The sequence below is a fragment of the Citrobacter sp. C348 genome (genome assembly GCF_047467975.1).
Taxonomy (GTDB): domain Bacteria; phylum Pseudomonadota; class Gammaproteobacteria; order Enterobacterales; family Enterobacteriaceae; genus Citrobacter; species Citrobacter gillenii.
This window is the reverse complement of record NZ_JASJUJ010000001.1, coordinates 63,060-77,056: the sequence shown is the minus strand read 5'-3', so window position 1 is coordinate 77,056 and position 13,997 is coordinate 63,060. Positions and strand designations below refer to the sequence as shown.

Annotated in this window: 11 protein-coding genes and 2 pseudogenes; 6 read left to right on the top strand and 7 right to left on the bottom strand. The window is 49.5% G+C overall.

The features are described 5' to 3' along the window. Nucleotides 1-88: 88 nt before the first annotated feature. Nucleotides 89-238, bottom strand: a pseudogene (locus QNN86_RS00370) (DinI-like family protein); the annotation flags it as partial. A gap of 260 nt (nucleotides 239-498) precedes the next feature. Between QNN86_RS00370 and QNN86_RS00365 the strand changes: the two are divergent. Continuing rightward, nucleotides 499-2,058: an EAL domain-containing protein gene (locus tag QNN86_RS00365; RefSeq protein WP_414210487.1), complete on the top strand. Its 1,560-nt coding sequence runs from the start codon at nucleotides 499-501 to the stop codon at nucleotides 2,056-2,058. 114 nt (nucleotides 2,059-2,172) lie between these two features. Here QNN86_RS00365 and QNN86_RS00360 read toward each other — a convergent pair. Next, nucleotides 2,173-2,268 (bottom strand): annotated as a pseudogene (locus QNN86_RS00360) (SOS response-associated peptidase); the annotation flags it as partial. A gap of 484 nt (nucleotides 2,269-2,752) precedes the next feature. Between QNN86_RS00360 and pphA the strand changes: the two are divergent. After that, the gene (gene pphA / locus QNN86_RS00355; protein ID WP_182269683.1) at nucleotides 2,753-3,394 is read left to right on the top strand and encodes a protein-serine/threonine phosphatase; all 642 of its coding nucleotides are present in this window, start codon (nucleotides 2,753-2,755) and stop codon (nucleotides 3,392-3,394) included. Here pphA and QNN86_RS00350 read toward each other — a convergent pair whose 3' ends face one another. The 5 genes from QNN86_RS00350 to yebS form a co-directional block, all read right to left on the bottom strand. Beyond that, nucleotides 3,395-3,586, bottom strand: a complete 192-nt coding sequence (locus QNN86_RS00350) for a YebW family protein (RefSeq protein WP_045444034.1) — start codon at nucleotides 3,584-3,586, stop codon at nucleotides 3,395-3,397. A 102-nt stretch (nucleotides 3,587-3,688) separates the two neighbouring features. After that, a complete protein-coding gene (locus tag QNN86_RS00345) occupies nucleotides 3,689-3,925 on the bottom strand; it encodes a YebV family protein (protein ID WP_161959030.1) in 237 nt (78 codons plus the stop codon). A gap of 100 nt (nucleotides 3,926-4,025) precedes the next feature. Further along, nucleotides 4,026-5,447 carry a 16S rRNA (cytosine(1407)-C(5))-methyltransferase RsmF gene (rsmF, locus tag QNN86_RS00340; protein WP_414210486.1) on the bottom strand — a complete coding sequence of 474 codons (1,422 nt, stop codon included), beginning with the start codon at nucleotides 5,445-5,447 and terminating at the stop codon, nucleotides 4,026-4,028. 78 nt (nucleotides 5,448-5,525) lie between these two features. Then, a complete protein-coding gene (locus QNN86_RS00335; protein WP_414210485.1) occupies nucleotides 5,526-8,159 on the bottom strand; it encodes an MlaD family protein in 2,634 nt (877 codons plus the stop codon). Further along, nucleotides 8,128-9,411 carry a membrane integrity lipid transport subunit YebS gene (gene yebS / locus QNN86_RS00330; RefSeq protein WP_414210484.1) on the bottom strand — a complete coding sequence of 428 codons (1,284 nt, stop codon included), beginning with the start codon at nucleotides 9,409-9,411 and terminating at the stop codon, nucleotides 8,128-8,130. Before yebS ends, QNN86_RS00335 begins: the two co-directional genes overlap by 32 nt. A gap of 128 nt (nucleotides 9,412-9,539) precedes the next feature. Between yebS and QNN86_RS00325 the strand changes: the two genes are divergently transcribed. From QNN86_RS00325 to htpX, 4 genes are all read left to right on the top strand, one after another. Beyond that, nucleotides 9,540-10,037 (top strand): GAF domain-containing protein, encoded by a 498-nt coding sequence (locus QNN86_RS00325; RefSeq protein ID WP_181617179.1) that lies wholly within the window; start codon nucleotides 9,540-9,542, stop codon nucleotides 10,035-10,037. A gap of 96 nt (nucleotides 10,038-10,133) precedes the next feature. Further along, nucleotides 10,134-10,820: an RNA chaperone ProQ gene (proQ, locus tag QNN86_RS00320; protein WP_181617178.1), complete on the top strand. Its 687-nt coding sequence runs from the start codon at nucleotides 10,134-10,136 to the stop codon at nucleotides 10,818-10,820. Between the two features lie 19 nt (nucleotides 10,821-10,839). Next, a complete protein-coding gene (gene prc / locus QNN86_RS00315; RefSeq protein WP_181617177.1) occupies nucleotides 10,840-12,888 on the top strand; it encodes a carboxy terminal-processing peptidase in 2,049 nt (682 codons plus the stop codon). Nucleotides 12,889-13,080: 192 nt separating this feature from the next. Beyond that, the gene (htpX, locus tag QNN86_RS00310) at nucleotides 13,081-13,962 is read left to right on the top strand and encodes a protease HtpX (protein WP_181617176.1); all 882 of its coding nucleotides are present in this window, start codon (nucleotides 13,081-13,083) and stop codon (nucleotides 13,960-13,962) included. Nucleotides 13,963-13,997: the final 35 nt, after the last annotated feature.

Sequence of the window (13,997 nt, the reverse complement as noted above, 5' to 3'; positions counted from 1 at the left end):
GCCGCCTGGCGAACGCTCGATAGTGCGAGTATTGAATGATTGCCAGTCACGGCGGATTGTACTTAAGCAATATGACGGTTCAAGGCGTTTAATCTGAAACCAGCCACATATCAGCCTCTTCAAACATTTCCTGCACAGTACGGCTTATCTGTTCCTTCTCGTGCTTGCTGGCGTCAGTGTTGATTGCCGGAAGTGTCATCATCGGTTTTACCCGGACATCAGCATCGGGGGAAGAACGCTCCCTCATCATACTCAGCCCCCTTGAATGCTATCATGTTCACGATGTTTGTACATGTAGGGAGACATGTACTTGATTGAAATGGAGACATAAATCTCACTTATATAGTTTTGTACTATAGTATGATGTCCATTTCTAATGGAAAGTATAAAGAAACAACTATTGTTGCCGATAATCTATTTTAATTGTATGTTCAACATTGTAAATTGATAGTGGAATGTATGTTGTCACAAAGGGTTAAGATATATTAAGAGGTTTGTGTGATAAAGAACTACAAATTGACTAAACTTAAGCCCTATGTGATATCAATCACATTTTCATTTTTGCTGTTTTTGTCGTTAACTGAGATTTCTACTTATTATATATATAAGGAGCGTATCGGTTCATATACAGAACGAGTATTGAATAGAAGTGTTAGTCTCATTCAACAAATTGATGAAATAAATGATGGTTATGAGGTGTTTGATGCTTATAGTCCCTGTAGTGAACTACAGCTTCATGCTGTAAGAATCGCTCTATGGCCTTATGCACTTATAAAGGATATATCATTTATTTCTAATGGGGCAATTACTTGTACTGCGTTGTGGGGCAAGTTGCCAGCACCATTATTACTCAACATATACGATAGAAAAGTTGAAAAGGATAACTTGACGTGGTTTTTTGGCGTGTTGTTGGAAAATAATGTTAAAGCTGATTTACTAAGCAACCAAAAATTAGCTATAACGATTTCACCATTTGCTTTTAACAGATTTGCTACAGACCATGAAGAGAAAGGATTTTCAGCAATTGTCGGCAATAGAGATCATTCTCTTCATTTGTTTAGGTTTGGTGATCTGGTCGATCTGCTTGAGGAGGCTAAACATGATAAATCCTATCAGTTAGGACTTATTACTACGCAAAGTTGTAATGGAAAATATGACATCTGTGTCATGGGAGGAGTTAAATTCACGTGGGTGAGTTTCGATAATTGGTTAATGATTTTGTTGATTGCATTTACATCTATTGTAACAGGTGTTCTTTTAGGCGTTGTTTATAATCAAAAGGTTGCACGCAAACAATCATTAGTATCAAGATTAAAAAATGCCATAAGAAATGAATCATTATATCTTGTATATCAACCTATTTATAAAATAAAAACCGGTAAGGTTATTGGTGTAGAGGCACTAATTAGATGGGATGACCATGATATTGGTAGCATTCCTCCTGATATTTTTATCCCTATTGCAGAGAGACATAATTTAATTCAAGATGTAAGTAATCTTGTATTTCGAATGGTAGTAAAAGAAGCTAGGTCTCTTTCTGAAAAATTTAATGTCTTTATAAGCATTAATGTTAGTTCTCAAGACCTTTTGTCTGAATCTTTTCAAAGAAAAGTGTTTCAGATGATCGATGAATTAAATATAAAGCCCGGAATGATAATGATGGAATTAACAGAAAGACAGAGTGCGGATCTAAATTCACTCCAAAAGGTAATTTCTTTATTTAATGATAAAGGTATTTCAATAGCCATTGATGATTTCGGGACGGGCTATTCAAATTTAAACTGGCTGTCAAGTTTACAAATAGATGAAATTAAAATTGATAAATCAATTACAGACTCTATCGATGAATACTCTATAAGTAATAATTTATTATCAGGATTGGTAGAGATTTTTAAAGATATAACTCATAAGGTCGTATTCGAAGGTGTGGAAACATCAACTCAGGTTAATTATTTAACTGAAATGTTCCCTGAGTGCGGTGTACAGGGATGGTATTACTCAAAGCCGTTATCTATAGATAAATTGACAAAATTAGTCGAGGATGCCAATTTGCCTTAATATTTATTACTTTATTTTCATTGTTTTCACATTCTATATAACACGCGTAACCGCGAGCTATATAAATTTAACTGCAGAAGGATTTTGATATCTTGCCGCATTCAATCAGCTAGTTGGTTCAAAATTGTATGGAATGTCGCGTTCACCTTCTTCAGCGAGCAGGGCAAGATAGTCCTCTCGTGTCATTGACTGTGAAAAACGTCCACACATAGAAACCTCCAGCCATATGTCAGACTGAAAGTATAGGGCAGGAAGAAAAAGTGGTGCGCACCGGTAATGATTTAAAAGGAATTTGTAAGGTAAATCGGAATGATGGTTTTGTGAATTGATGAATTCTTAAAAATGGATGGGCGCTCGTTGAAAGCGATCCCGAATTTTTCCCGACGACGCCACGAAACCAATAGCAACTGATTGATCTTGAACGGGTGCAATAGTAAGTATCAGGAGGTGTTTTTTAGTGGGTTTTTGATGTTAACTTATTGAATTTTATAGGTTGTTGCGTTTTGAGTTGTAAACAGGAATCGTATTCGGTCTCTTTTTATCTGTCGAATACGATGCCGTCCAAGGCAAAACACTGCGTGTCGCATGCTGTATTCTTGCCAAACCATACCATACTCCGCCCCTCAATCGTCCAGGCTTTTTTGCTGCTATTGTTAAATTATTATCAGAGCGATCGCTGCATCCGTGAGGTCAAATGGAACACCATGGCCCTGTCTACCAGAAAATAGAAGGTACGCGCTGGCGCCACGTCTGGGTGGTGGGGGATCTCCACGGCTGTTTTTCCATGTTGATGGTTAAATTACGTCATTACCGGTTTGATCCGTGGCAGGATCTGCTGGTTTCTGTCGGTGATGTGATTGACCGTGGGCCAGACAGTTTGCGCTGTCTGCTGTTACTGCGCAAAAACTGGATGGTAGCGGTCAGGGGGAATCATGAGCAGATGGCGCTGGATGCGCTGACAACGGGAGAACAGTTGCTGTGGCAAATGAACGGGGGAGAGTGGTTTACCCATTCCGCACAACCGGCGGCGAGGCATGCGCTTGAGGCGTGTCAGCAATTACCCTGGATTGTGGAACTGCGCTGTCAGAATGGTGTGCACGTTATTGCCCATGCCGATTACCCGGATGATGAATATCAATGGCAAAAGCATGTCGATTTACAGCGGGTATTGTGGGATCGCTCGCGGTTGATGAACAGAAGTGGCGGAGTTGGTGGTGCGGACCATTTCTGGTTTGGTCATACGCCGCTGCGCCATCGGCTGGACGTTGATAACCTGCACTATATCGATACCGGCGCAGTATTCGGCGGCGAGCTTACGCTGGTGCAATTACAATAATCAAAAATCGCTATATTCCTGCGCAGGTCGCCAGAAACTGTCGATATAGCCATCTGCCGGCAGGCATCCACCATTGCGAATCCGCTGATCGTCCATCGAAATAAGGCACTGCTGCTCCGTATTGTAGACATCGACCACGATATCTTCACAACCGCCATCCAGATAGCAAACAAAAAGAACCAGCGTGAACATTCCATCCTCAAATTGTACTGCCGTACACATAGTGTAGAAGAGGTTGCTGCGAGGGGGAAAGGAATAGATAAATAACCCGTCTGGCGACGGGTTCTTTTTGAATCAGGCAAAACGCATGATCCAGGCATCTGACTTACGATCGTAGTGCTCACGGAATAGAACAGAATGTTCGCCATTAAGGAGGGCCGGGACGCTGGTATCGGCATCCCAGGCGTCCAGTTGCATACATAAATCCGGATCGGATTTACACGGAATGGTTAACGTTCGATCTCCCGGCGATTCGCCATGTAACTCGGCGTCGTCGATTTCAAAAGCGCCAATGCGCACACTGGTTTTCATCATCGTGCTCTCCGTCAATTTGCTGGTTGTGGTACGACCAGTTAGGCCGTCCATTTTTCAGCGTAGTCAACGTGAGCAAAAGCGCCAGTAAAAAGGTGCGTTATCCTGTAAAGAGTTTGCCATCCCGGACAAGATCGCGTGGATAGCTGTTCTTCAACCGTGAACCGATCCGTTTTGCCAGCCCAACCGGCTGGTGCTGGAAAGTGACCAGCACATCGTCGGTGGCAGGCGCGGTCTGCGGGTAAACATCTCTGCCGCGATACCACTCTTCTGCTTCTTCAAGGTTCAGTTCGAACGCGTTGCGATGATGCGGGTTGGCGAGAGCGATGACGGCCTCATGTTGCCAGCGATACCCTTTATTGTGGGTTTCCGCCAGCTTAATCCCGAGGCGGGAAAACCGCACTTTACCAATCAATGATTCAATCTCTACAGGGAACAACCAGACTTCTTTATCACGCTGCCAGAGGCGCAGATTTTCTTCCCATTGTAATCCGCTGGCGTTAGCCGCTGCGGTGATTTGCGCGGTTTCACGACCTTTCAATGGGCTGAACGGGAAATTGCCGACCTTATATTTAGGGGTAGGCAGAGGAGGGATAGCGGCTGTTTTTCGCAAACGGGCAACAAAGAATCCTTCGCAGTCGTAAATTTGCGGGAAGACATGCAGAAAACCTTCTGGCGTCAGCGCGCGTTCGGCTTCCGGGAACAAATCACCCAATGGGAGAAACTCTACGGCGTCCGGATAGGACTCCTGCAGCCACTGCATGACGAGTTCATTTTCATCACGGTTCAACGTGCAGGTGGAATACACTAGCGTGCCGCCGGGGCGTAAGGCATGAAACGCGCTGTCGAGCAGTTCGCGCTGGGTGGCGGCAATTTCAAGATTACTGTCGATGGACCAGTTTTTCAGCGCATCGGGATCTTTACGCACTACGCCTTCACCGGAGCACGGTGCGTCCAGCAGAATGGCATCGAAGGATTCTGGCAACGCTGCGCCAAATACGCGTCCGTCAAAGTGGGTGAGGGCAACGTTGGCTATCCCGCAGCGGCTGATATTGGCATGCAGCACTTTAACGCGACTGGCGGAAAACTCATTGGCCAGGATCGCGCCCTTATTCTTCATTTTTGCGGCGATTTGCGTGGTTTTTGAACCCGGCGCGGCGGCTACGTCCATCACCCGATCCGGAGTGTTCCCCTCGGCAAACAGCGCGGCAACCGGCAGCATTGAACTGGCTTCCTGAATATAAAACAGCCCACTTAAATGCTCGGCGGTGCTGCCCAGTGGGACTGACTGCTCTTCGTCACGCTCGATCCAGAACCCTTCTTCACACCAAGGGATCGGCGTGAGCGACCAGCCGTAAGGTGCCGTTAAGGCGAGGAAATCGGCAACGGAGATTTTCAGCGTATTGACACGAATGCTGCGTCGTAACGGACGCTGGCAGGCGGCGAGAAAATCATCGAAAGAGAGCGTGGAAGGCATTGCTTCCCGCATTTGAGTCAGAAAGGCGTCAGGAAAATAAGCCACTTGTTACCACCGGAAAAAAAACAGGCGCGAAGTGTAGCATATTTGCTCCGACGCGAGTACGCCGGAGCAGGAAGGATATTAACGCGGCAGGGCGGTTCCCCATTCACGCCACTCTTTGGGTTCGCTTTCCAGCAACAGGAAGTGTTTTCCTGCCTGTGCTTTCGGCGCCAGTGGCGTACCCGGTGGAGTGGCGAAGGCAATACCACCGCGAATGAACTGATTAAAGGTCCCGGTTTTCACCACGCCGCCGGTCAGGCCGAAGTCGAGGTTGTAGCCGGACGCCAGCCAGAACACGGAGTTATTACGCACCAGATGCTGATAGCGCTGGCTGATGCGCATGGCAATCATCACGCGGTCAGAAAGCGAACCCAGCGTCAGCCCGGTGACGGTACCCACCTCGATACCTCTGAACAGAACCGGAGTGCCGATATTCAGCGACCCGGCTTCCGGCGCCTCGACCACGATGCTCAGGCCATCAAGATAACGCGAGTCGGTAATAGTGGCTTCCTGAAGCTCAAAATCACGGCGTGGATTCCCGCGACCCGGCTCCACGTTAATATAAGGCTGCAAGATGGTATCGAGGTGCTCCACGCCTGCCGCTGAGATTTGCGGGGTAATCACCGAGAAGCGAGTTCCGCTGCGCGCAAAGGTCTGGACATATTCCGGGTACAGTACCGCTTTTGCCTGCACTTCATTGCGTGCGGTGATGAGTTCCAGGGTTTGGATTTGACCGATATCGATGCCCAGATAGCGAATGGGCATGCCCGCGGCGAGTTTCCCGGCGTCAAAGGCGTGCAGGGTAATCTGGCCGCCCACGGCACGTGCGGCGGTTTCTGAGGCGTACAGGATCCGCTTGTCCCCTTTGCGCTGGCTGGCGCTGGCACCGCTCAGATTGTCGAAGCTAATTGCCCCTTTGAGTGCGCGTGATAGCGGAGAAGCCTGCACGGTCAGACCGCTACCGTTAAGTTGAACTTTTGCGCCGCCTTCTGCCCAGAACACGCTGTTGTTGGTCAACAGGTTGCGGTATTCCGGTTTGATGTGTAAATCGATATCAAACGCATCGGCGCGGGGGCGAACGTTAATCACTTCCCCCACTTCGAATTTACGGTACAGCACCACCGAACCGGCCTGCACATCGGGCAGCGTTTCTGCGCGCAGACTGAGCGTGGTGGTAGGCAGATCGCTCAGGCTGTTTTCAATCGCCTTCTCCAGGTTGGCATACAGCGGATAGCTGGTTTTCATTTCACCTTTGGTGCCGGGTAAAATACGAATACCGCCGCTAATCCATTCGCTGGCGCTGGCTCCTAAGAACTCCACGCCGTCAATGCCTACTTTGACGTCAACCCGACTGTTAACGACAAATTTGCTGTCACCCTGTACCAGATCGCGATGCTGGGGTTCGATGGCAACGGTAAATGAGACGCCTTTGCTGGACAGCGTACGTTCAATCACTTGTCCAACCTGGACGCCATGCAGGATCAGCGGTTGACCCGCCTCGATGCCGTAGCTTTCCGGTGCGGTCAGGGTGAGGGTCATCACGCCGGGATCGTGGAGTAAGGATTTTTCACCGGGAACCACCACAAACTGACTGCGGGGTTCGCCTTCGCCAGGGACCAGTTCGAAGGTTTTACCGGTTAACAGCGAACTGAGGTTCGCATCACTCAACGACAATTTGGGGCTGTGTAGTTCAATGCGCGTATTGTCCCGCAGCAACGAGACAACGCTCGGATCTACGGTCATTTCGCCGGTGACTTTGCCTCCTGGGATTAGTTCCAGTTTTGTCAGCTCGCCGACCTCCAGGCCCTGGTACATCAGGGATGTCGATCCCGCTTTTAGCCCATCTCCACTGGGAAGTTCCAGCTTCACGATCACACCGCGCTGGCTGTGGGCAAGGTCTTGATACAGACCAAATGTGTCATCAGCGGCAGCCGGCTGTGAATCTTCCGGTGAGTCAAAGGCGATGGCACCATTGACCAGTGCGGCCAGACTTTCCAGCTTAACCTTCGCTCCACTGAGGCTGATATCCGCATTGACCCCAGACACGTTCCAGAAACGGCTGCCTTTTTTGACCAGATTAGTAAATCGGCGCTCAATTAGCACATCGATGGTTACGCCCTGATTATTGGGGTTAATGGTGTAGTCATATACCCTGCCTACCGGTATTTTGCGGAAATATACCAGCGAGCCGCTGTTGAGGGAGCCGAGGTCAGGTGCATGCAGATGCAACATTAAATCGCCGTTATTCAGGCGATACTTGGGCTGCGTATCCAGGGCGACGAAATGATCTCTCGGCTCACCGGTTCCGGGCATCATGCCAATATAGTTCCCGCCGACCAGCGCATCGAGTCCGGAGACCCCCGCCAGCGACGCTTTCGGTGTAACCAGCCAGAACTGGGTATCTTTACGCAGAGCATCTTTCATGCTGGCTTTGATGCTGACGCGAACTTCAATCTTGCGCAGATTTTTGCTGAGACTGATATCCTGCACCGTGCCAACTTCGACACCCTGATAGCGAACGGGAGTCCGGCCTGGCACAATGCCATCCGCAGACATAAAGTCGATAGTTACAGTGCTGCCACGATCTTCATAGCTTCCCCAGATCAACCACCCGGCGATCATTAGGGCGATGAACGGCAGCAGCCAGAATGGAGAAATGCGGCGTTTTGTTTTAATCTGCGCTTCAGTCTGCGAAGCGGGCGTTTCCTGACTCATGTGCATCCCAAAGTAAGCGGCTGTCCAGCCATTCCACAGCAAGAATAGTCAAAATTACCGCTGCGCCGAAATAAAACGCAGCTGGTCCCATAGTAAAAGCCAGTATCTGGTCGCGATTAATCAGCGACATGGTTAAGGCAATAACAAACAGATCCAACATCGACCAGCGGCCAATCCAGGTCACAATGCGCAGCAGCAGAATGCGCGTGCGTAAGCCCTGTTCACATTTAAAATGGATGCTAATCAATAGAGTAAGCATCACGATCACTTTGGTGAAAGGCACCAGAATACTGGCGATAAAGACGATTGCTGCGACGCCAACATTGCTGTTTGCCAGCGACATAATACCAGACAGGATAGTGTCTTCCTGCCGGGAGCCGTTAACGTAAATAACCGAGATGGGCAGCAGATTAGCAGGCAGCAGTAGGACAATCGAGGCCAGCAGCGCGGCCCAGCACTTTTGTACGCTTTGATTCCTGCGCCAACGCAACGGAATATGACAACGCGGGCAGCGCCCCCGGGCATCCGGATAGCCTGTAAAGTGACAGCCAAGGCACACACGAAGCTGCTCATCGGGGCGCCGGGCGGGCCTTTGCGGATAAAAACGCTCCCACAATTGTTCCACATTGAGATGCGACAGCGTCAGAATGCTGAGGATCACCAACGCAATAAATGCATACAGCCCCACGCCCGGCAGCAAAAAAGCATAGTCCTGTACTTTGATCGAGGCGACGCCGATACCGACCAGGTAAATATCCAGCATGACCCATTCTTTGAGCCTTTCCAGCATCAGCAAAACCGGGCGCAGATTCATACCCAGTATGTTGCCCAGCCACAGGTAGGCGATTGAGGTAACCAGTATTATCGGCGCGCCCATGACGCAAAATAGCACGAAGGATGCGGTCAGCGGATCGCCCTGACGGGTCATCTGCCAGATGCCCTGAACCACATTGGCGTCAATGCGAATGCCGAGTAAAAAGATATGTAACAGCGGCTCTCCCCAGGCAAAAGGCATCAGCAGCAGCATGGTGAAGGCCATTGCCGCCAGTCGCGTCAACGACCAATCGCGTCCGTCACGGATTTTTGCCTGGCAGCGGGGACAGTATGCACTTTGGTGCGAACGCATTTTTGGCAAGCTAAATAGCATGTCGCATTCGGGGCAACGCTGGTAGTGCGCACGGGGTAGCGCCTCACCGACGGACCTGATCGCTATTTTTTTGGATGGCTTGATGCGTGGAGTATTTAGGGCCATGTATCGCGGATCAAAGTGTTAGAGTAATGTTATCTTAACCCATGACGGGAATGATCTTGAGCATTAACGCATTTAATGTTTATTTTAGTAGGCTGCAGTTTTAAGTAAGACAACTAAGTGATTACATAATGAACAAAATAGAGCTATACACGGATCTGAACCGTGATTTTCACGCATTAATGGCAGGTGAAACCAGTTTTCTGGCAACGTTGGCAAATACCAGCGCCTTGCTGTACGAACGTCTTTCAGAAGTGAACTGGGCGGGGTTTTATCTGCTCGAAAACGACACGCTGGTGCTCGGTCCCTTCCAGGGAAAGATTGCCTGCGTGCGCATCCCTGTTGGGCGGGGCGTATGTGGTACCGCGGTGGCAAAGAATCAGGTTCAGCGTATTGAAGACGTGCATGCCTTTGACGGACATATCGCTTGTGATGCCGCCAGCAATGCGGAAATCGTTCTGCCGATCACGGTCGAAAATCAGATAATCGGCGTGCTGGATATTGATAGCACCGCATTTGGCCGGTTTACTGAAGAGGATGAACAGGGGCTGCGTACGCTGGTGGCGCAGCTTGAAACCGTGCTTGCAATGACGGATTACAAAAAATTCTTTGCGACCGTCGCAGGATAATCAACGGATAACGTAGCAATTACTGATGGCGTCATTATAATGACGCCTGTTCATGCCTGCGCTTGTTGGCTACGTCCGTTGTAATCAGGAAATTTCATGGAAAATCAACCTAAGTTGAATAGCAGTAAAGAAGTTATCGCGTTTCTGGCCGAACGCTTCCCGCAGTGTTTTAGTGCGGAAGGCGAAGCGCGCCCGCTGAAAATTGGCATTTTTCAGGATCTGGTAGAGCGTGTTGAGGGGGAAATGAACCTCAGCAAGACACAGCTTCGTTCTGCCTTACGTCTCTATACTTCAAGCTGGCGCTATCTGTATGGCGTTAAGCTGGGCGCAACGCGTGTTGATCTCGACGGCAACCCATGCGGTGAGCTGGATGAGCAGCACGTCGAACATGCGCGCAAACAGCTTGAAGAAGCAAAAGCTCGCGTTCAGGCGCAACGTGCCGAGCAACAGGCGAAAAAACGTGAAGCGGCTGCTGCTGCTGGTGAAAAAGACGGCGCACCGCGTCGCGAGCGTAAGCCGCGTCCTGCTCCACGTCGTAAAGAAGGTGTTGAGCGTAAACCTCGCGCTGAAAAACCGGCCGCTCAAGCACCGCGAGCACCTCGCGAAGAACAGCATACTCCAGTGTCTGATATTTCAGTGCTGAAAGTAGGGCAGTCCTTAAAGGTGAAAGCAGGTAATAATGCGATGGATGCCACCGTATTAGAAATCACCAAAGATGGCGTCCGTGTACAGCTGAATTCGGGTATGTCTTTGATTGTACGCGCAGAACACTTGGTGTTCTGAAACGGAGGCCTGGCCTGGCATGAACACTTTTTTTAGGCTTACTGCGTTAGCTGGTCTGCTTGCATTAGCAGGCCAGGCACTCGCTGTGGAAGACATCACGCGTGCCGATCAACTCCCTATACTAAAGGAAGAAACGCAGCACGCGACGGTGAGCGAACGTGTTACCTCACGCTTTACGCGCTCTCATTATCGCCAGTTCGATCTGGATCAGGCGTTTTCGGCTAAAATTTTTGACCGCTATCTGAATCTGCTCGACTACAGCCATAACGTGCTGTTAGCGAGCGATATAGAGCAGTTTGCTAAAAAGAAAACCGTTATCGGTGATGAACTGCGCACGGGCAAGCTGGATGTCTTTTACGATCTCTACAATCTGGCGCAAAAGCGCCGGTTTGAACGTTACCAGTACGCGTTAAGCGTGCTGGCGCGTCCAATGGATTTCACCGGTAACGACACGTTTAACCTCGATCGCAGCAAGGCCCCATGGCCAAAAAGCGAAGCCGAGCTAAACGCATTGTGGGACGGCAAGGTTAAATTTGACGAACTGAGCCTGAAACTGACCGGTAAAAGCGATGCTGAAATTCGTGAAACGCTGACCCGTCGTTACAAATTTGCTATTCGTCGTCTGGCGCAAACTAACAGTGAAGATGTGTTCTCACTGGCGATGACGGCGTTTGCGCGCGAAATCGATCCGCATACCAACTACCTGTCTCCGCGGAATACCGAACAGTTCAATACAGAAATGAGCCTGTCTCTGGAAGGTATTGGCGCGGTTCTGCAAATGGATGATGACTATACCGTTATTAATTCAATGGTAGCAGGTGGTCCGGCAGCCAAAAGCAAGGCGATAAGCGTTGGCGATCGTATTGTTGGTGTCGGCCAGGCCGGTAAAGGCGTCGTTGATGTCATTGGCTGGCGTCTCGATGACGTCGTTGCGCTGATCAAAGGGCCAAAGGGTAGCAAGGTTCGCCTTGAAATCCTGCCTGCAGGTAAAGGCACCAAGACACGTACCGTTACGCTAACGCGTGAACGTATTCGTCTGGAAGACCGCGCCGTTAAAATGTCGGTCAAAACCGTTGGCAAAGAAAAAGTCGGCGTACTGGATATCCCTGGTTTCTATGTTGGTTTGACGGATGACGTTAAAGTTCAGCTGCAGAAGCTGGAAAAACAGAATGTCAGCAGCGTAATCATCGATCTGCGCACCAATGGTGGTGGCGCACTGACTGAGGCCGTCTCGCTTTCTGGTTTGTTTATTCCTTCTGGTCCGGTTGTTCAGGTTCGTGATAACAACGGCAAAGTGCGGGAAGACAGCGATACCGATGGCGTTGTTTATTATAAAGGCCCGTTGGTGGTGCTGGTTGACCGTTTCAGTGCCTCGGCGTCTGAGATTTTTGCCGCGGCAATGCAGGATTACGGCCGTGCGTTAATCGTCGGGGAACCGACCTTTGGTAAAGGCACCGTGCAGCAGTACCGTTCTCTGAACCGTATCTACGATCAGATGCTGCGTCCGGAATGGCCAGCGCTGGGTTCCGTTCAGTACACTATCCAGAAATTCTACCGTGTTAACGGTGGCAGCACGCAACGTAAGGGCGTGACGCCGGATATCATCATGCCGACAGGCAATGAAGAAACTGAAACCGGTGAGAAGTTCGAAGATAACGCCTTACCGTGGGATAGCGTTGATGCAGCAACCTATGCGAAGTCAGATAATTTAACGCCGTTTGGCCCTGAATTACTGAAAGAACATAATGCGCGTATCGTTAAAGATCCTGAATTCCAGTACATCATGAAGGATATTGCCCGTTTCAATGCCCTGAAAGATAAACGCAACATCGCGTCTCTGAATTACGCTCAGCGTGAGAAAGAGAATAACGAAGATGATGCCCTGCGTCTGGCGCGTATCAACGATCGCTTGAAGCGTGAAGGCAAACCGCCGCTGAAGAAACTGGACGATCTGCCGAAGGATTACCAGGAGCCGGATCCGTATCTCGATGAGACGGTGAAAATCGCGCTCGACCTGGCGCGTCTTGAAAAAGACAAGCCAGCGGAACAGTCAGCGACTAAACAGTAATATCCAACAGGCACAAGAAATTGTGCCTGTTTTTTTAACAAGCGCATGAAGACGTCAGTCTGATACGATAAAATGTAAAGTTGTGTCTTTCTGGTGACTTAGCACCTATGGATGCTTGAAAATAGCCATAAGACCCATACGATATGGGTAATCGCATAGTGCGTTTTGTTAAATTGAGGTTAAAAGAAAATTATGATGCGAATCGCGCTCTTCCTGCTGACGAACCTGGCTGTGATGGTCGTTTTCGGGCTGGTATTGAGCCTGACAGGGATCCAGTCAAGCAGCGTTCAAGGCTTGTTGATTATGGCACTGCTGTTTGGTTTTGGTGGTTCCTTCATTTCGCTGCTGATGTCTAAATGGATGGCGTTAAAGTCCGTTGGCGGGGAAGTGATTGAACAGCCGCGTAATGAAAGAGAACGCTGGTTGATGAATACGGTGGCGAATCAGGCCCGTCAGGCTGGGATCGCTATGCCGCAGGTGGCTATTTACCATGCGCCAGATATTAACGCATTTGCTACCGGTGCGCGCCGGGATGCGTCGCTGGTGGCTGTTAGTACTGGCTTGTTGCAAAACATGAGCCCGGATGAAGCCGAAGCCGTTATTGCGCATGAAATCAGCCACATTGCCAATGGCGATATGGTCACCATGACGCTAATCCAGGGCGTGGTGAACACCTTTGTTATCTTTATCTCGCGTATTCTGGCGCAACTCGCCGCTGGCTTTATGGGCGGAAACCGTGAAGAAGGCGAGGGTAGTAACGGCAACCCGTTAATCTACTTCGCTGTAGCGACGGTACTGGAGCTGGTGTTTGGTATTCTGGCGAGCATCATTACCATGTGGTTCTCACGTCATCGTGAATTCCATGCGGATGCGGGCTCTGCCAAGCTGGTCGGTCGTGAGAAAATGATTGCTGCGCTGCAGCGTCTGAAAACCAGCTATGAGCCTCAGGAAGCAACCAGCATGATGGCCTTCTGTATCAACGGTAAATCTAAATCGTTGAGTGAGCTGTTTATGACTCACCCACCGCTGGATAAGCGTATTGAAGCGCTGCGCAGTGGGGAATACCTGAAATAACCCGCAGCAGGTTAAATAATGAAGAAGCGCGTCGT